15 protein-coding genes are annotated in these 17372 nt (G+C 39.8%); 11 read left to right on the top strand and 4 right to left on the bottom strand.

The features are described from left to right. Positions 1-16 precede the first annotated feature (16 nt). From trpS to truB, 9 genes are all read left to right on the top strand, one after another. Entirely contained in the window at positions 17-1093 is a 1077-nt protein-coding gene (gene trpS, locus AAGD37_RS00680) for a tryptophan--tRNA ligase (RefSeq protein WP_341760375.1), read from the top strand. A 252-nt stretch (positions 1094-1345) separates the two neighbouring features. Continuing rightward, a complete protein-coding gene (locus AAGD37_RS00685) occupies positions 1346-1912 on the top strand; it encodes a NifU family protein (RefSeq protein WP_341760376.1) in 567 nt (188 codons plus the stop codon). A gap of 58 nt (positions 1913-1970) precedes the next feature. Beyond that, complete coding sequence (tsaB, locus tag AAGD37_RS00690) at positions 1971-2666, top strand: tRNA (adenosine(37)-N6)-threonylcarbamoyltransferase complex dimerization subunit type 1 TsaB (RefSeq protein WP_341760377.1); 696 nt, start codon at positions 1971-1973, stop codon at positions 2664-2666. Positions 2667-2728: 62 nt separating this feature from the next. Further along, positions 2729-3220 (top strand): N-acetyltransferase, encoded by a 492-nt coding sequence (locus AAGD37_RS00695; protein ID WP_341760378.1) that lies wholly within the window; start codon positions 2729-2731, stop codon positions 3218-3220. A 338-nt stretch (positions 3221-3558) separates the two neighbouring features. Next, a complete protein-coding gene (gene rimP, locus AAGD37_RS00700) occupies positions 3559-4065 on the top strand; it encodes a ribosome maturation factor RimP (protein ID WP_341760624.1) in 507 nt (168 codons plus the stop codon). Positions 4066-4154: 89 nt separating this feature from the next. Then, positions 4155-5753, top strand: a complete 1599-nt coding sequence (gene nusA / locus AAGD37_RS00705) for a transcription termination factor NusA (RefSeq protein WP_341760379.1) — start codon at positions 4155-4157, stop codon at positions 5751-5753. Between the two features lie 339 nt (positions 5754-6092). Next, on the top strand, positions 6093-8654 hold the full coding sequence (gene infB, locus AAGD37_RS00710; RefSeq protein ID WP_341760380.1) for a translation initiation factor IF-2: 2562 nt from the start codon (positions 6093-6095) through the stop codon (positions 8652-8654). Between the two features lie 41 nt (positions 8655-8695). Next, complete coding sequence (gene rbfA, locus AAGD37_RS00715) at positions 8696-9085, top strand: 30S ribosome-binding factor RbfA (protein WP_341760381.1); 390 nt, start codon at positions 8696-8698, stop codon at positions 9083-9085. After that, on the top strand, positions 9086-10021 hold the full coding sequence (gene truB, locus AAGD37_RS00720; RefSeq protein ID WP_341760382.1) for a tRNA pseudouridine(55) synthase TruB: 936 nt from the start codon (positions 9086-9088) through the stop codon (positions 10019-10021). Between the two features lie 53 nt (positions 10022-10074). Here truB and AAGD37_RS00725 read toward each other — a convergent pair whose 3' ends face one another. After that, positions 10075-10584, bottom strand: coding sequence for an SH3 domain-containing protein (locus AAGD37_RS00725; RefSeq protein ID WP_341760383.1), 510 nt, complete (start codon positions 10582-10584; stop codon positions 10075-10077). A 427-nt stretch (positions 10585-11011) separates the two neighbouring features. Between AAGD37_RS00725 and mutS the strand changes: the two genes are divergently transcribed. Then, a complete protein-coding gene (gene mutS / locus AAGD37_RS00730) occupies positions 11012-13696 on the top strand; it encodes a DNA mismatch repair protein MutS (protein ID WP_341760384.1) in 2685 nt (894 codons plus the stop codon). Between the two features lie 19 nt (positions 13697-13715). On the opposite strand, the gene AAGD37_RS00735 is transcribed toward mutS, so the two are convergent. From AAGD37_RS00735 to yihA, 3 genes are all read right to left on the bottom strand, one after another. Continuing rightward, entirely contained in the window at positions 13716-14729 is a 1014-nt protein-coding gene (locus AAGD37_RS00735) for an adenosine kinase (RefSeq protein WP_424945456.1), read from the bottom strand. Between the two features lie 124 nt (positions 14730-14853). Then, positions 14854-15564 carry an endonuclease III gene (gene nth / locus AAGD37_RS00740; protein ID WP_341760386.1) on the bottom strand — a complete coding sequence of 237 codons (711 nt, stop codon included), beginning with the start codon at positions 15562-15564 and terminating at the stop codon, positions 14854-14856. 38 nt (positions 15565-15602) lie between these two features. After that, complete coding sequence (yihA, locus tag AAGD37_RS00745; RefSeq protein ID WP_341760387.1) at positions 15603-16271, bottom strand: ribosome biogenesis GTP-binding protein YihA/YsxC; 669 nt, start codon at positions 16269-16271, stop codon at positions 15603-15605. Positions 16272-16508: 237 nt separating this feature from the next. Between yihA and dapD the strand changes: the two genes are divergently transcribed. After that, positions 16509-17351: a 2,3,4,5-tetrahydropyridine-2,6-dicarboxylate N-succinyltransferase gene (dapD, locus tag AAGD37_RS00750; RefSeq protein WP_341760388.1), complete on the top strand. Its 843-nt coding sequence runs from the start codon at positions 16509-16511 to the stop codon at positions 17349-17351. Positions 17352-17372 lie beyond the last annotated feature (21 nt).

Genomic DNA, 17372 nt, shown 5'->3' on the forward strand with positions numbered 1-17372 from the left:
AAGTCAAGGAAATAAAATGACTGAAATCTCTGATCGTGTTTTTTCCGGTATTCAACCGACTGGCACTCTTCATATTGGGAATTATTTAGGTGCTATGAAACGGTTTGTTGAGTTGCAGAAAAGCTATAATTGTATTTATTGTGTTGTTGACCTTCATGCTATCACTGACCAAGTTCAGGAACCTCAGAAGCTAGCTCATAACACTCGCAAAGTAACCGCAGCGTTTTTAGCTTGTGGTATTGATCCCCAAAAACATATATTATTCAATCAGTCACGGGTTCAGGAGCATTTAGAACTAGCCTGGATTTTCAATTGTGTCGCCCGGATGAGTTGGTTATCACGAATGACACAGTTTAAGGAGAAAAGTAGAAAGAAACAGGAAGGGATATCGGTCGGTTTGTTAATCTATCCAACCCTTATGGTATCTGATATTTTAACTTACCGTGCAACACATGTACCTGTGGGAGAGGACCAGAAACAGCATTTAGAACTAACTCGTGATATCGCACAAAAGTTCAACAATGATTACTGTGAACATATTAACCATCTTGGATTAGGCCAACCATTTCAGGTTGGTGATGAGATCGTTAATGGTTATTTTCCATTGATAAAACCAATGATCGGAAGAAGAGGGAGCAAGGTTATGAGCTTACGTGATGGGACCCAAAAAATGTCAAAATCTGATCCTTCTGATTTTTCCCGGATCCTCATGACTGATGATGAAGATACAATCGAGAAAAAAATCCGTAAAGCAAAGACAGACATGGATGGGTTGCCTGGAGAGTTGATCGGTTTGAAAGGTCGCCCGGAAGCTAAAAATTTAGTGGAGCTTTATGCTGCGCTAGCAGATACCACTAGAATTGAAGTGTTAAAACAATTTGCTGGTAGTCATTTTTCCAGATTTAAACCTGTATTGGTTGAACTAATTGTTGAAAAAATAGGACCAATTGCTAAGGAAATACGAAGATTACAGCAGGAATCTACCGAAATTGACAAGATTTTAATTAACGGTGCTGAAAGAGCAAGGGGATTGGCAAAGGAAACATTAGCAGATGTCAAAGAAATTGTTGGTTTTGTCGGTGCACGTGATTAGAACTTTTTTACTGTATTAAGAGATGGTTAGACCGTCTTAAGGTTCTTGCGGCGGTTGATTCGACCCCTGAATGCACCAGTGATTGTACAGAATCAGCCGTACGCATTGATCTTCTTGTCTTCATGATTCTTACAGCAGGGGAAAATAGAATTTGTATAAGCAAACACATCTTAAAAATTTTTAACTATCTTGATTTTATAGTATTAAAATCTTAATCTCAAATCAAATATCTTTTAAAGAAAGTTCACATTTATGTTTATTCAAACAGAAGCCACACCCAACCCGGCGACATTGAAATTTTTGCCTGGTAAGACCGTTTCTCGGAATGGACCTTTTGAATTTACATGCGCTGAAGATGCTGCTCATCGTTCTGCACTGGCAGAAACACTGTTCAGAATCGATAATGTAACCGGTGTCTTTTTCGGATTTGATTTTATCACTGTGACCAAATCAGATTCTATTGATTGGCAAAATCTTAAACCTGCTATCCTTGGTGCTATTATGGAACATTTCATGACGGGCATCCCTGTGATCTATCCTCAGAAAGAGGAATTTTCAGACGTTGAAACATTCGTTGAAGAAGGAAGTGAAGAGATTGTTGCAACCATTAAGGAATTACTTGAAACTCGTGTTCGTCCTGCTGTAGCTCAGGATGGTGGGGATATTACATTTTATGGATATAAGGACGGTCATGTTTTTCTGCGTATGCGGGGAGCCTGTGCCGGTTGCCCATCATCAACAGCAACACTACAGCATGGTATTCAAAATCTTTTGAAGCACTTCATTCCTGAAGTAGAAAGGGTTGAGGCCGTTCAATAACAATTTTTACCAAAGCTCATTATTATAGAAAGTTGAGCTCTATGGATACTCTTATTATATGTTGCTAGCGATTGATACTTCTGGTTTTTTTTGTTCTGTGGCTCTATTTGACCGTCAAGAATCGACTATTCTTATCGAGAAAAGCGAAAAAATAGGCCATCGGCATTGGCACACTGAATCTATCATTCCTCTTTTGGAAGAAGTCCTTATTAAGACAGGGTATTCCTGGAACTCAGTCAACCATGTTGTCTGCATTACTGGTCCAGGATCTTTTACCGGTCTGCGAGTTGGTTTGGCAACAGCTCGAGGGCTGGCTTTAGGGTTAGGGATAACAAGTTCAGGCGTATCAGTATTTCAGGCTTTTTCTTGTTATGATAAAGGAAAGTATCCTCTTGCTGTTTTACTTGATGCAAAACGTTCTGAAATATGGCTACAGGTATTTGATAAACGACGGAATCCTCTATGCGATCCTCGTATTGTCCTTATCAAGGATGTTTTGGATTCTGTTGTTAGTGTTTTAACACCAACGGATAACAGTCCCATTGGCCTTGCTGGATCAGGTAGTCGAATTGCCTTTCGAGAGGGGTTTAAAAAGAGAGACTTGCACTCTTCTCAATCGCTCACTGTTGTTAACGAACTCGTCTCACCTCCTATCTCATCCGCAGTTGAATTTGCCTCTCTTCATCTTTCTATGGATCTTCCCTTGCGCCCTCTTTACTTAAGGGCGCCAGATGCTAGCCGTCAAAATTTATAATTTAAAAGGTCGAGTAGCTATCAGTGATTTCATTTTGGAGATCTTCTAAAGAGTTTTTCGTGATGCCAAGTGTGATTGGAGATAATGAGAGAATAGCAGAAATTCATGCTTTGGGATTTGATAAAGGTTGGTCCGTTTCTGAAATTGATAGTTTGTTGCAACAGAAAGAAATCAGTATACTGGTCGCTCGTGAGATAGGAGGTGGTGATAAACCTGTCGTCGGTTTCATTATTTTTCGTTCCAAAGCTCTAGAGTCTGCGTCTGCTATCTTATCGGTAGCCGTTGACCCCTTTATACACCGTTTAGGTATTGGTAGTCTTTTGATACGCCAATCCATTCGGCAATTACAAGCTAACCGGATTTCTCAGGTATTTCTTGAAGTGGATGATAGCAATCAGCCGGCCATAAAAATGTACAGAAAGACTGGTTTTCAGGCAGTTGGATCCCGTCCTTATTATCATCAATACGAAGATAGTTCTCGTGAATTGCTTAAAGTCACTGCGCTTGTCATGTGCCTTGACCTTGGTCCGTTGAAAGTGGTATGTGAGAAGTAGACTTCTTTAGGACTAAGGATAAGCGATCTCTGAGAATCAGCTTTTTCCCATTCAATGTCAGGAAGAATTATGGTTATTTTCATTTATGGGAACTCCTTATATCGCATCTCCTTTTCTCTTGAAGAGAAACCCTAAAATCTTGCTAAATCCAGAGCGTTTTCTATAGTGGTTTCAAATGGAACCTGCTCTTGTCGGTTCTGATTAGTTTTTATGCTTAAATCGTAATGTAATAATGTAATGATGAATGGTTTCTCAAATTGAGTGGCATAGATTTCAAATATCCTGATGACAGGATTATTATTGAGAAAGGGCTTGAGAAGCTTATTTCTTCTTTGATTATGCCTATATTAAATTGTGAAGAGTTTAGATTGGTAAAAGTAAATCTCTTTGATCACAATGGAAAAACGCTTCAGATCATGGCTGAGAAACTTGATGGCACAATGTCGATAGAAGATTGTGAAAAGTTATCAAACGTCTTATCGTCGTTTCTGGATATCGAAGATCCATTACCATATGCTTACAATCTGGAAATTTCTTCTCCAGGCATTGATAGGCCTCTTGTTCGAAAAAGTGATTTTGAGAGATGGGTTGGATATGATGCGGAAATTGAGACAGAATATTTTCTTTTTGGAAGAAAAATATTTTTTGGAACCATCGTTGGATTAAAAGAAAATCATGTAGTGATTAATATAATCAATGGTTTGGACAAAGAGCATGGAAAGGTCACACTGCCTATCGAATCAATTGCTCGCGCGCGTCTTGTTTTTACCGATTCCTTGATCACCGAATCGTTCCAACGTGAGAAAGCGTTACGTAAAGCAAATGAAGCTGATCGTGAAAGTTAAGCGGACTCTATTCTGCATTTTTTTTGATTGAGGTCAGAAAAAATCCCAATGGGTAACGTTGAATGAATAAAGGATAATGGAGAAACACTATGGTTGTCAGTGCCAATAAAATTGAACTGATGCAAATTGCAGATGCTGTTGCTCGAGAAAAGTCCATTGATCGTAAGATTGTTATCTGTGCCATGGCAGATGCTATCGAAAAGGCAGCAAAAGCACGTTATGGAATTGGGACGAACATTAGAGTTGATGTTAACGAAAAGAATGGTGAGATTAAATTGCAGCGCTTGCTAGAGGTCGTTGAAATTGTAGAAGATCTTAATACTCAAATTGATCTGATCTCAGCTAAGAAAAAAAATGAAACTGCTAAAATAGGTAGTTATATAGATGAATTGCTACCACCTATGAATTTTGGCCGTATTGCTGCTCAGTTAGCTAAGCAGGTGATTGTTCAAAAAGTTAGAGAGGCCGAGCGTGATCGGCAGTTTGAAGAATACAAAGATCGAATCTCTGATATTATTAATGGGACTGTTAAGCGAGTTGAGTATGGTAATGTCATTGTAGATTTGGGTAAGGGGGAAGGCCTCATTAGAAGAGATGAACTGATTCCTCGTGAAAGTTATCGTTACGGTGATCGAATCCGCGCTTATGTTTATGATGTACGCAGGGAGCAGCGTGGTCCACAAATATTTCTTTCCCGTACCCATCCTCAATTTATGGTCAAGCTCTTTCAGATGGAAGTGCCAGAGATTTATGACGGAGTTATTGAAATTCGTTCAGTGGCACGTGATCCAGGTTCACGGGCAAAGATTGCTGTAATTTCAAATGATTCGAGTATAGATCCTGTAGGTGCTTGTGTCGGCATGCGTGGTTCACGTGTTCAGGCCGTTGTTAGTGAACTTCAGGGCGAGAAAATCGATATTATCCCTTGGCGTGAAGATGCAGCCGCTTTCATTGTCAATGCCTTACAGCCTGCCGAGGTGTCGAAGGTGGTACTAGATGAAGAAAAAGAACGGATAGAAGTTGTTGTTCCTGATGATCAGTTATCCCTAGCAATTGGACGAAGAGGTCAAAATGTGCGTTTAGCATCTCAATTAACAGGTTGGGATATTGATATTTTGACAGAAGAGGAAGAATCAAGTCGCCGTCAGGCGGAATTTAATGCGAACACGCGAACTTTTGTTAAATCGTTAAATGTGGATGAAATGGTTGCTCAGCTATTGGCATCGGAAGGCTTTTCTGATCTTGAAGAAGTCGCTTATGTTGAATTAGATGAGATCGCAGTCATTGAAGGGTTTGATGATGAGACGGCATCTGAACTTCAGGCGCGTGCGCGGGAATGTATTGAAAGAAAAGAGGAAGAATTAAATGAAGAGCGTAAGGAATTAGGCGTATCCGAGGAGTTGCGTTCGATATCGGGTATAACAACAAGCATGATGGTAGCTCTTGGTAAGAGCGGAGAGGCAATTAAATCTTTGGAAGATTTTGCTGGTTGCGTTGCCGATGATTTAATTGGTTGGAATGAACGTAAGGATGGAGAAATAAAGTATCATCCTGGAATTTTAGATGGATTTAATCTGACACGCGCATTAGTTAACGAAATGATTATGTCAGCTCGCATCTCTGTTGGATGGTTACCCCCCCCAAATTCTAATCCACTAGAGATAGAAGGAAAAGAAACAATTACATGAAGATGAAGAAAGCAGAGAAACAGCTGTTAATTTTGTAATCATTAGTACTCATCTTTAGAGTCTTGATGGAATCAAGAAATAAAGAGGATCACGATTTAATATTCTTAGAATTCTCTTTGGACCGATTCCATGCTCTTTTCAAAACCTTCCAGTCTGTGGAATTGGGACTTGTACGTGAATAGTGTTAATTAGTTGATGTTATCAAAAGTTTTTGAAAAGGCTATTAAACAAAATATGATTACTCTATTTCATGCAAAACAGGATAATTCATAAGAAGGTATAATATTTAGAAAATGAAAGGTATTTTCCCGCCAAATGGTCAGGAGGGTAAAGACAGTCATGAGCGATACAAAATCAGGTAACGATAAGAAAAAGTGTACGCGTACGCTACAGCGAGGCACTCTGTCTCTCCGTGGTCGGGGAGTATCCGGTACTGTGAGACAGAGTTTCTCTCATGGTCGAACAAACTCTGTTGTAGTGGAAACAAAGAAACGTCGCATTATCAAGCCAGGTGATGAGAAGACCGTTTTTGCGCCGAAAAAAAACGCGCCTCCCTTTTTATCGACTAAGTCTGATATCCATAACCAAGAGACACAATTGGGAGATACGCCTGGAAATATTGTAGGGCATTTATCAGCAGGTGAACTAGAGGCAAGGACCCGTGCTTTGGAGGAATCTAAAGTTAGGGAAATTAGAGAAGTAGAACGCCGTGAACGTGAAAAAGAAGATAGAAAACGGTCTATGGCTAGTGCAACTCAAAACAAACAACGTGAAGAAAAGAAGCGTTTGGTAGAAGTCAAGATACTGAAGTCAAAAAAAGAAGCGGAATATAGAAAAGCCGAAGAAGAAGAAAAAGCACGTATTGCTGCAGCCGATGCCTCAGCTATTGCTGCTGCTGCAGTGGATACTGAGGTTCCGAAAAAGAAGTCTACAGTTGGTTCTCAGGGTCTCCGTGATTCTATCAAACCAAAACAAGAAACACAAAAAACCACGCGTCCGCGAGGTCGTAGTCATCGCCGTACCAAGCTCACGCTGAGCAACGCTTTGGACGACGATTCGACCCGCTCACGCTCTCTTGCATCCATACGCAGACAACGTGAAAAACAGAGACGAGAAATTAATTCCGGACCTCGGGAAAAAGTGATGCGTGAAGTAACAATTCCTGATACCATTACGATTCAAGAGCTCGCCTGTCGTATGACAGAACGTGCTGTTGAGGTTGTTAAATTATTGATGCAACAAGGACACATGTTGAAGCCTGGTGACATTATCGACGCGGATATGGCACAGCTGATCGCAGAAGAAATGGGTCATACTGTTGTTCGTGTATCAGAATCTGACATTGAAGAGAGCCTAGTTGCAAACTTAGACTTTGATAATCAGTTAGAAACAAGGCCCCCCGTGATTACAATCATGGGCCATGTAGATCATGGGAAAACATCTTTATTGGATCGAATTCGTTCTTCTAATGTTGCGTCAGGAGAAACTGGTAGTATTACACAGAATATTGGTGCTTATCAGATCAAACATGGCGAACAAAACCTATCATTTATTGATACACCAGGTCATGAAGCCTTTACTGCGATGCGGGCCCGTGGGACACAGGTAACTGATATAGCTATTTTAGTAGTTGCTGCAGATGATAGCATTATGCCTCAGACTATTGAGAGCATTCATCATGCAAAAGTTGCAAACGTTCCTTTGATTGTTGCAATCAATAAAATGGATATTCCTGGTGCAAATGCAGACAAAGTCCGCACTGAACTTCTTCAGCATGAGGTCTTCGTTGAGAAGATGGGGGGAGAAATATTGGATGTTGAGATATCTGCAAAAACTGGATGTGGTATAACCTCTTTACTAGATACCATTTTACTACAATCAGAACTACTTGAACTGAAAGCGAATCCTCATCGTGATGCTGAAGGCATTATTATTGAGGCAAAACTCGAAAAAGGTCGGGGTGCTGTTATAGCGGTGATCATTCAACATGGAACTCTTAAACGTAGTGATATTATTATCGCAGGGAATGAATGGGGGAAAGTGAGAGCTATAATTAATGATCAAAGTGAATCGATAGAGAAGGCAGGGCCCTCTACACCTGTGGAAGTTCTCGGTTTGTCTGGCGTTCCATCAGCAGGAGAGAAGATCATTGTTGTCGAAAATGAAGCTCGAGCCCGTGAGGTTTCAGATTATCGCCGGCGGAAAGCACGTGAACTGGCCGTGGCAGCACAAGCTGGACAACGCGGATCACTAGAGCAAATGATGACCAACTTAAAGATAAAAAGTTTAGATGTTGCCCAGTTTGTTGTCAAAGCTAGTACACACGGTTCTATTGAAGCTATAATAGCCTCACTTGAAAAATTAGGTACTGATGAAGTTCAGGCTCGTGTTATGCATTCTGGTGTAGGTGGAATTACAGAATCCGATGTTACATTAGCTGTAGCATCTAAAATGCCAATTCTTGCATTTAACGTTCGTGCTAACAAACAGGCTAGAGATATGGCTGAACGCGAAGGGATAGAAATTCGCTATTATTCGATTATCTATGATCTTATAGATGATGTGAAATCTACATTATCTGGATTATTGGCACCTGAGCGACGTGAAACCTTTATCGGTTATGCTGAAATTTTGGAGATATTCAATGTTTCCAGAATTGGGAAAGTAGCTGGCTGTTTGATAACTGAAGGACGGGTCGAACGTAGTTCTGGTGTACGTCTGTTGCGCGATAACAGGATCGTACACGAAGGAGAATTGTCTACGCTTAAACGGTTCAAGGATGAAGTTTCTCAGGTACAGTCTGGTATGGAGTGTGGTATGGCATTCCTCAACTATCAGGATATACGAAAAGGAGATATTATAGAGTGTTTCATCGTTGAATTGATTGATAGATCTCTTTAGCAAACAATACAAGAGATCATATGCTCATATAAAGGATCTTGATGTTGAAAAACAAAATGCTATCTCAGCGGCAGTTGCGTTCTGGAGAGTTAATCCGTCATGCTCTCGCCGAGATTATTGGTTCAGGCCAAATCTTAGACTCTGATCTTTTGGGTGAAATTTTTTGTGTTTCAGAGGTACGTATGTCAAGGGATCTCAGAATAGCAGTTTGCTATGTTTCATCTTTAGGAACAAGCAAGACAAAAGAGATTGTCAAGGCCTTAACTCGTAATATGAAATTTATTCGCGGCCGTGTTGCTTCTAAACTTAATAATATGAAGTATATTCCAAGACTTTGCTTCATAGTGGATGAGAGTTTTAATAATTTTTCTAAAATTGATCATTTGCTTAAATCTGAACGAGTTGCCAAAGACATCAGCAGGTTAGAATAGATGTCATTGCGAAAAAAAGGACGATTGGTATCAGGTTGGTTGATACTCGATAAACCCTACAAGATGGGATCAATGAACGCTGTTTCTAGGATTCGGTCCCTTTTTCAAGCCCAAAAAGCTGGTCATGCTGGAACCCTTGATCCGTTGGCAACAGGAATGCTCCCGGTTGCTTTAGGAGAGGCCACAAAAACTATCCCATATGTTATAGATGGACAAAAATCTTATATCTTCACCGTGTGTTGGGGAAATCAAACCAATACTGATGATGCAGAAGGTGAGGTTATTAAATCAAGTAAAAGACGGCCAAATTTAGAAGAGATAAAGGCTATTTTAGGTAACTTTACGGGCGTTATTTCTCAGGTTCCACCCAATTTCTCTGCCATAAAAATCGGTGGATGTCGTGCCTATACACAAGCCCGCTCTGGATTGTATATGAAAATTCCAGCCAGGAAAGTCATTATTTTAAGTCTTAATTTAGTACGGATGATCGATGACGATCATAGTAGCTTTGAAATCAAATGTAGCAAGGGAACTTATGTTCGTTCCTTAGCGCGTGATCTTGCTCTTAATCTCGGTTGTTATGGTCATATCAGTGCTCTTCGTCGTCTTGATGTATATCCATTTTCAGAAAAGCAAATGGTGAAAATAGACAAACTAGAGCGATTTCAAAACATACTGGAAGAAATGGATAGCCACTTACTCTCGCCTTCTGTGGCATTGGCTGATAGTACTCATATTTCAATATCTCGAGATCAAGCTCGTCGCATTGTTGTTGGTAATTCGATCTTTTTGTGTGATGATTCAATCTCTGACTCTGATGAGAAAGAAAGAGTTTGTTTAGCGTATAAAGGTAGACTGCTTGCAGTAGGACATTGTCATCAGGGAGTCTTCTATCCTAAAAGAGTGTTATCTCAATCTTCAGCTTTAGCTTCCTGATTGAGAGATTAAACGTGAAAAAAATGGGCTTAAAGTATGTTTAATTGATAATCCTAGCGATTAATTTTTTCTCCAGGATAGATCCCCCACAAGCTATCCTGCTTCATCCAGGCACGTGTTGAATGAGCATTAATTTTACACCAATTTTGATAGCAATATTCAATGGAAACCACAAGGCCGGCCTGTAAGTGAACAATAGTTAATGAATCGGTAGCTGCCATTTTTTTCCCAGAAAAAACAGAAATGTTTTTCTTATCATTTTCTTGACTATTTCTATGTGCTGCCCATGGTGCAACAATAGCTGTTCTTTTGCTGGAAAGTAAGGAGTGAAGAACCCATCCTGTAGTTCCCTCTGAATCACGAATCCGACGCCAGCGCTCAAATTCTTGTATAACCTCAACAGGTAATCCACGTTTTCTGTACAACCAAGCAATTGCATACTGAAGTCCAGGTCCAACGCGCATATTCACAGTTTTTGATTTTAAACTCACAAATCTTGGTATTGGCAAACCTGTGACAGGGCCGTTCACAATCCCCCCTTGAGCATTATAGGGTATGATCATTATTAAAAATGAGACTAGCAACACTTCTGATGATAAGACTAAAGGTTTGATCGTAAAGTTCAAGATTTTTAGAAAAGAACAAAAAAAATGGGAAACTGAATTTTTCAAAACTAAACGGTTCCTAATTTCTAGGTGTATGTATTCATCTCACCGATCCATTGGGAAGCTTCGTTTCTATTCTTCTCAAAGAAAGGAATTATACGAAGAAATCATATTCTAGAACCCTTTTTATTCATTAGAGGAGAGGTTATAGTCACTTTAAATTGACTGCTAGGCTAGTATATGAATGCATGATCCTCCGTTTTTCAAATAAGATTGGGCTTGTTTTTCAAATTTTCTTCGGGCACCTTTGCTTGGCGATAAAAAGGATTAACGGTGAGTGTTAATGACTGTCAACTTGATTATGTTCGATGCATGAAATGAGGAAATGAGCCAACACCAACATTCAAGATCCCCATCCATTACGCCGATGATGGTACAGTATATCAAAATAAAGACAGATAATCCAGATTCTCTTTTATTCTACCGAATGGGTGATTTTTATGAATTGTTTTTTCTTGATGCCGAGATTGCATCCAAGGCGCTTGGGATCACCTTAACAAAACGTGGTAAGCACTTAGGAGAAGATATTCCCATGTGCGGCATACCCTACCATGCTTTAGACGATTATCTGCAAAAGCTTATTGCATTGGGTTACCGAGTAGCTATATGCGAGCAAACTGAAGATCCTGCAAAAGCTAAGGAGCGTGGTTCAAAATCAGTAGTACAGCGTGAGGTTGTTCGCCTTGTTACACCGGGTACAATCACTGAAGATCGACTATTAGAGCCCGGTATATCAAATATTTTGGCTGCTCTAGCACAAGTTGATCAGTACGCACTTGCATTTGTTGATATTTCAACAGGCTTATTCAAGATTATAAAAACAGATCTTGCTCGATTGGGTGATGATCTTGCCCGTATTCAGCCTCGCGAGCTAATCCTTGCGCAATCCCTATTCGATGAATTATCTAATGGGACTCTTCTCAATCCTTATGAAGGAACTCTTCAACCGTTACCAAGCGTGATGTTTGATTGCTCACAGGCTGAGAATAATCTTAAAAAATTCTACGCCGTAAAGAGTCTAGACGCATTTTCCCCTCTTTCTCCCGCAGAATTATCAGCTTCAAACGCTATACTAAGTTATATTGAAAGGACCCAGATTGGTCAGCGTCCTATCCTGTCGCGTCCTGAGCCTGAAGAAGAAGTTAGCATTGTCTATATTGATGCAGCTACCCGTGCCAATTTAGAACTAACACGTACTAGAAGCGGAGAACGCGAAGGCTCATTATTGAAAACAATTGATAGAACGGTAACCAGTGCTGGTACTAGACTCCTTTCTGATCGACTATCTAGTCCATCAACTAAGGTAGACATCATCGCTCAAAGGCATGATGAAATAGATTATATGCTACAAGCTGATACATTACGCCTTAATTTACGGAAATTGATACAGGGGATGCCGGATATGACACGAGCTCTCTCTCGATTATCGCTGAATCGTGGCGGCCCACGCGATCTTTCATTTATCCGTTTAGGCTTGTTAATTGGAACTAAGGCTGCAGAATTGCTTAGAAAAGAACAATCTATTCCTCCGAATAACATAAAATCTGACCTGGAAGATCTACAACAATCAACGGCAAGTCTTATTGAAGTTTTGAAAAAAGCTTTGGAGACGGAACTGCCAGTTCTGGCTAGAGATGGCGGATTTATTCGATCCTTATTTGACCCTAATCTCGATGCATTAAGGAAGATGAGTGATAAAACTCGCCGGATTATTACTAATCTTCAGTCACGCTATGCATGCGAGACTCAGGTAAAAAAATTAAAAATCAAGCATAATAACGTTTTGGGTTATTTCATTGAAGTGACTGCACTCCATGCCAGTACATTGAAACAGAAAAAAGGGTTGTTTATACATCGCCAGACTACAGCTAACACAATGCGTTTTACAACAACAGAACTTTCTGAACTGGAAGATAAAATCTCTCATTCAGCGATCAAAGCGCTTCAATTAGAGCTGGCTCATTTTGAAAACCTAAAATCTATTGTTATTGAAAAAAGGGAGTCAATTCGTGCAATTGCCACTATTCTAGCCCATCTTGATGTCGCGATGGCTCTTGCTGAACTCGCAGAAAAACAAGATTATGTGCGACCTCTGATTGATAATAGCAGAGCTTTTTCTATCATTGCAGGTCGACATCCTGTTGTAGAACAGGCTTTACATCGTCATGATAATCATCATTTTATAGCCAATAATTGCGATTTAGGTGGCAAAGATTCAGGATATCTTTGGTTGCTCAGCGGTCCTAATATGGGCGGAAAATCAACATTTTTACGCCAAAACGCACTGATTGTCTTGCTAGCTCAGTCCGGCTCGTTTGTGCCTGCTAGCTCTGCTCATATAGGTATTGTTGATCGCCTTTTTTCTCGGGTTGGTGCTGCCGATAATTTAGCACGAGGACAATCAACCTTTATGGTTGAAATGGTTGAAACTGCAGCTATTCTCAATCAGGCTGGAGACCAATCTTTTGTCATTTTAGATGAAATCGGTCGAGGAACATCAACATTTGATGGTCTCTCTATTGCTTGGGCAACGGTGGAACAATTGCACGAAATCAATCGCTGCCGTACTTTGTGCGCAACCCATTATCATGAACTCACAGCTTTATCTGCTAAGCTTGATCGAATGAAGAATATGACGATGAGTGTCAAGGAATGGGGTAACGATGTAATATTTTTGTACGAGGTAAAAGAAGGGATTTCTAATCGTTCTTATGGTATTCAAGTAGCTAAAATCGCGGGTTTACCTTATGGAGTTACTGAGCGTGCACAGATGATTTTAGATCGTCTTGAAGATCCGAATCAGGAAAATCGATTTTCACGTTTGATTGATGATCTGCCTTTATTGTCAACAGGGGGGACAGGAAGTAAGCTTTCATCAACCGAAAGATCTACAAGGCAACGAAAAAAAATGATCGAAGAAATTGAAACATTGACTCTTGATAACCTAACACCTCGAGAAGCATTAGATTTTCTCTACAAGATCAAAGAAATAGAAGAAAATAAGGAATGAAATCAATGAGATCTTGTTCTCAAATAGAAAATATTTTATAAAGCTCCGATTGTTGAAGCCGTTCTTTTAACGAAACTTTCGGACGAGGGCCTATGTGTTGGATAACTTCAGCGGCTGCTAATCCTCCAATTCGAGCACAATCATACATTTCGAGATTATTAGTTAGACCATACAAGAACCCCGATGCATAAAGATCGCCTGCACCTGTAGCATCAACAAAAGTCTCAATAGGATAAGCAGGAACTTCCACTATATTTTCTCTTGTAACAACAATTGAACCTCTCTCTCCTAATGTCAGTGCGCTCAACGCCACATCTTGGCGTACAGCAGAGATAATTGTCGCAATGTCATCCTTCTGATAAAGAGATTTAATCTCTGCTTCATTGGCAAACACAATATCAACGGTGCCAGTAGTCATGAGTTGGAGAAAATCATCGCGATGGCGATCCACGCAAAAAGAATCTGAGAGTGTTATCGCAACCTGATGATTGTGATCATGAGCAATGGCAATAGCAAGACGTATCGCCTCTTTTGCATGAGGAGAATCCCATAAATAACCTTCAAAATAAGTGATTTGGCTCGCAGAAACGACATCTACCTCTATATCTTCTGGGGAAAATTCCATACAAGCTCCTAGATAGGTGTTCATGGTCCGTTCCCCATCAGGTGTAATTAAAATGATAGATTGTGCTGTCAGTGGGTTTCCGCGTAACGGTGTTACACCAAAGGAAATCCCCATTACTTGCATATCATGAGTAAAAATATCGCCGAGAGGGTCATTCGATATCTTTCCAAAATAAGCAGATCGACTTCCAAGACTGGCAAGACCAGCGGCAGTATTACTAGCACTTCCGCCAGAGGTTTGAAGGAGAGGTTTAATGACCGAATAAAGATGTTCAGCTCGGTTAGCATCAATAATGTTCATGGCTGATTTTTTTATGTTTTCAGCAATAAGAAAATCATCTTCAACACATGCAACAGTATCTACAATGGCGTTGCCGACAGTTAAAACGTCAAAACCTATATGTGTCATCATTTTGATTATCCATTCTAAAGAGTTTAGTAGCATCACTACGACTATTTTAAACTCTTTTATCCAAGTGTTAGTCTTTAAATTTATTGAATTGGCAGGATCAAGGTCTCAATTTATGAAAAAATTAATGTTCTAAGGGAATTATGGATGCTGGTATGTTGCAGGTTTTCTCTTTTGACTTACACAAATCTGCTATGATGCAATCCTTACATTTCGGCTTACGAGCTTTACATATATAGCGTCCATGTAAAATGAGCCACTGATGGGCATGGTAAAGAAATTCTTCTGGAATCTGCTTTTTTAGAAGCACTTCAACTGTAGCAGGGTTTTTACCGGGGGCAAGATCTAGACGGTTGCTGATTCTGAAAATATGCGTATCAACTGCGAGAGTTGCATAACCAAAAGCTATTGACATAACTACATTTGCAGTTTTATGGCCAACACCGACCAAAGAGGTTAGACTCTCAACATCTTGTGGGACTACGCTATTGTGATTCTTAACGAGTTGATAAGATAAAAAAGTTATATTTTTAGCTTTTCTGCGATAAAGACCAACGGTTTTGATAATGTCTCGTATTCTGCTTTCACCTAAAGCGAGCATTCTTTGGGGATTATCAGCAATTTTAAATAATTCTTGAGTGACGTTGTTAACACCGATATCAGTTGACTGAGCTGATAAGACAACGGCTACCAAAAGAGTAAAGGAATTGATGTGATGAAGCTCGCTCTTAGGGTTCGGGCGTTGAATCCGAAAACGTCTGAAAATTTCAACTATCTCATCATGAGTATATCGATCATGAGGTGTAGATTTTAATAAAGATCGTATTTTTACCATTAGAGCTCTTATAGGTTTTTTTCAAGAAAGAAAGGAATTTAGAATTCCTCTAACAGTTGAGCAGAATAGCAAATGGCTGCTCTCAATTCATTAATCCCAATTTTCTTTTGGCTTGACGTTCTGATGAGTTCAGGAAATGCAGCTGGTCGTTTTTTGATTTGGTTCATCGTCTGGTCGATGATCTCTGGTAGTAGCTGTGGCCTTATTTTATCAGATTTTGTTAACACTAGTTGGTAGGATATAGCAGCCTTATCCATCAAGTTTAGTATCTTCTCGTCGGTCTTTTTAAGACCGTGTCGTGAATCAATAAGGACAAAAATCCGTTTTAGGCTTGAACGATCACGTAAATAGTTAAAAATTAGCGCTGTCCATCGATCTGAAACATCTTTAGGCACTCTAGTAAAACCATATCCTGGCATATCGACCAATAGAAGGGAATTACCTTCTTGAGAAAAATAATTCAATTCCTGAGTTTGGCCTGGAATCTTTGAGGTCCGAGCCAAGCTTTTACTAGACATTAGCGCATTAATTAATGAAGATTTTCCTACATTGGAACGCCCAGCAAAGGCGACTTCTGCGGTTCCTTCCGGTGGCAAAAAATTAATCGATGAAATACCCTGTACAAAACTCCATTTACGGGCAAAAAGTTTGCGTGCCTTACCTTTGACTTCTGCACATAACCTCTCTTCGGTATTTCTTAGGTTCATTCTTGATTAATCGTAAGAGCTATAGGGAACCGTTGAAAATAAACGTATAGTTTTCTTGAGATACATTGACTCTACGTAGATTCTCCTTAAAAATTTCAACATAAATGATTACCAATGATTACCAAAGTGACTATACCTTTTTCTGATAAAAAGTCATTAGAAATAGATAAGATAGTGTAGCATCAAAAGATAAAGATGAAGAGGCTTTGAGAGGCACATATTTCTGGATCAAAAAATATGAAGTACAAAAAGTTACAGAATACAATTGAAACCGCTTTTGAAAACAGGAAAGCAATTGATTCTAATACTCAATGTGAAGTTCATGAAGCTGTTAAAATAGCTTTGAGACTTCTTGATTCAGGTCAGTTACGAGTGTCTGAACCAAGATTCGATGGGACATGGAGAGTCAATCAATGGTTAAAAATGGCTCTTTTGCTTTCTTTTGAGTTCAATAACATGGAAATTCTTGATTCAGGTCCAGGTGATTCGAAATGGTGGGATAAGATTCCTTCAAAATTTTCTGGATGGGATAATCGTCAATTTCGTGAAGCTGGTTTTCGGGCAGTCCCTAATTGCCTTGTTCGTTACTCTGCTCATATAGCAAAGGGAGTTGTTCTAATGCCATCCTTTGTTAATCTAGGGGCCTATGTTGATGAAGGCAGCATGGTAGACACCTGGGCAACTGTGGGATCTTGTGCTCAAATTGGGAAAAATGTGCATCTTTCAGGCGGCGTTGGCATTGGTGGAGTACTCGAACCGCTGCAAAGTAGCCCGGTCATTATCGAAGATAACTGCTTTATTGGAGCACGATCAGAGGTAGTGGAAGGTTGTATTGTAAGGAAAGGATCTGTTTTGGGGATGGGTGTGTTTATAAGTCAGTCAACTAAGATTGTTAACCGTATAACAGGCAGTATAACTTATGGTGAAATACCACCCTATTCGGTAGTCGTGAGTGGGAACAGGCCTGATCAATTCATGCCTGGCCTGAGTCTATATTGTGCCGTTATCGTTAAAACTGTTGATGAAAAAACCCGTTCGAAAATTGGAATTAACGAGTTATTACGCGATGAGTCACGATGAGTTATGAACTTTTAGTCAGCT

Source organism: Candidatus Endowatersipora endosymbiont of Watersipora subatra (assembly GCF_964026585.1).
In the GTDB taxonomy this organism is placed as follows: Bacteria; Pseudomonadota; Alphaproteobacteria; order Rhizobiales; family Rhizobiaceae; genus Pseudahrensia.

What these genes read in the sequence shown, in the direction of transcription:
- trpS (WP_341760375.1), top strand. Translation starts at nt 17, where the DNA reads ATGACTGAAATCTCTGATCGTGTTTTTTCCGGTATTCAACCGACTGGC.
- yihA (WP_341760387.1), bottom strand. Translation starts at nt 16,271, where the DNA reads ATGAACCTAAGAAATACCGAAGAGAGGTTATGTGCAGAAGTCAAAGGT.
- infB (WP_341760380.1), top strand. Translation starts at nt 6,093, where the DNA reads ATGAGCGATACAAAATCAGGTAACGATAAGAAAAAGTGTACGCGTACG.
- AAGD37_RS00735 (WP_424945456.1), bottom strand. Translation starts at nt 14,729, where the DNA reads ATGACACATATAGGTTTTGACGTTTTAACTGTCGGCAACGCCATTGTA.
- dapD (WP_341760388.1), top strand. Translation starts at nt 16,509, where the DNA reads ATGAAGTACAAAAAGTTACAGAATACAATTGAAACCGCTTTTGAAAAC.
- AAGD37_RS00685 (WP_341760376.1), top strand. Translation starts at nt 1,346, where the DNA reads ATGTTTATTCAAACAGAAGCCACACCCAACCCGGCGACATTGAAATTT.
- truB (WP_341760382.1), top strand. Translation starts at nt 9,086, where the DNA reads ATGTCATTGCGAAAAAAAGGACGATTGGTATCAGGTTGGTTGATACTC.
- nth (WP_341760386.1), bottom strand. Translation starts at nt 15,564, where the DNA reads ATGGTAAAAATACGATCTTTATTAAAATCTACACCTCATGATCGATAT.
- rbfA (WP_341760381.1), top strand. Translation starts at nt 8,696, where the DNA reads ATGTTGAAAAACAAAATGCTATCTCAGCGGCAGTTGCGTTCTGGAGAG.
- AAGD37_RS00725 (WP_341760383.1), bottom strand. Translation starts at nt 10,584, where the DNA reads ATGATCATACCCTATAATGCTCAAGGGGGGATTGTGAACGGCCCTGTC.
- mutS (WP_341760384.1), top strand. Translation starts at nt 11,012, where the DNA reads ATGAGCCAACACCAACATTCAAGATCCCCATCCATTACGCCGATGATG.
- rimP (WP_341760624.1), top strand. Translation starts at nt 3,559, where the DNA reads ATGCCTATATTAAATTGTGAAGAGTTTAGATTGGTAAAAGTAAATCTC.
- nusA (WP_341760379.1), top strand. Translation starts at nt 4,155, where the DNA reads ATGGTTGTCAGTGCCAATAAAATTGAACTGATGCAAATTGCAGATGCT.
- tsaB (WP_341760377.1), top strand. Translation starts at nt 1,971, where the DNA reads ATGTTGCTAGCGATTGATACTTCTGGTTTTTTTTGTTCTGTGGCTCTA.
- AAGD37_RS00695 (WP_341760378.1), top strand. Translation starts at nt 2,729, where the DNA reads ATGCCAAGTGTGATTGGAGATAATGAGAGAATAGCAGAAATTCATGCT.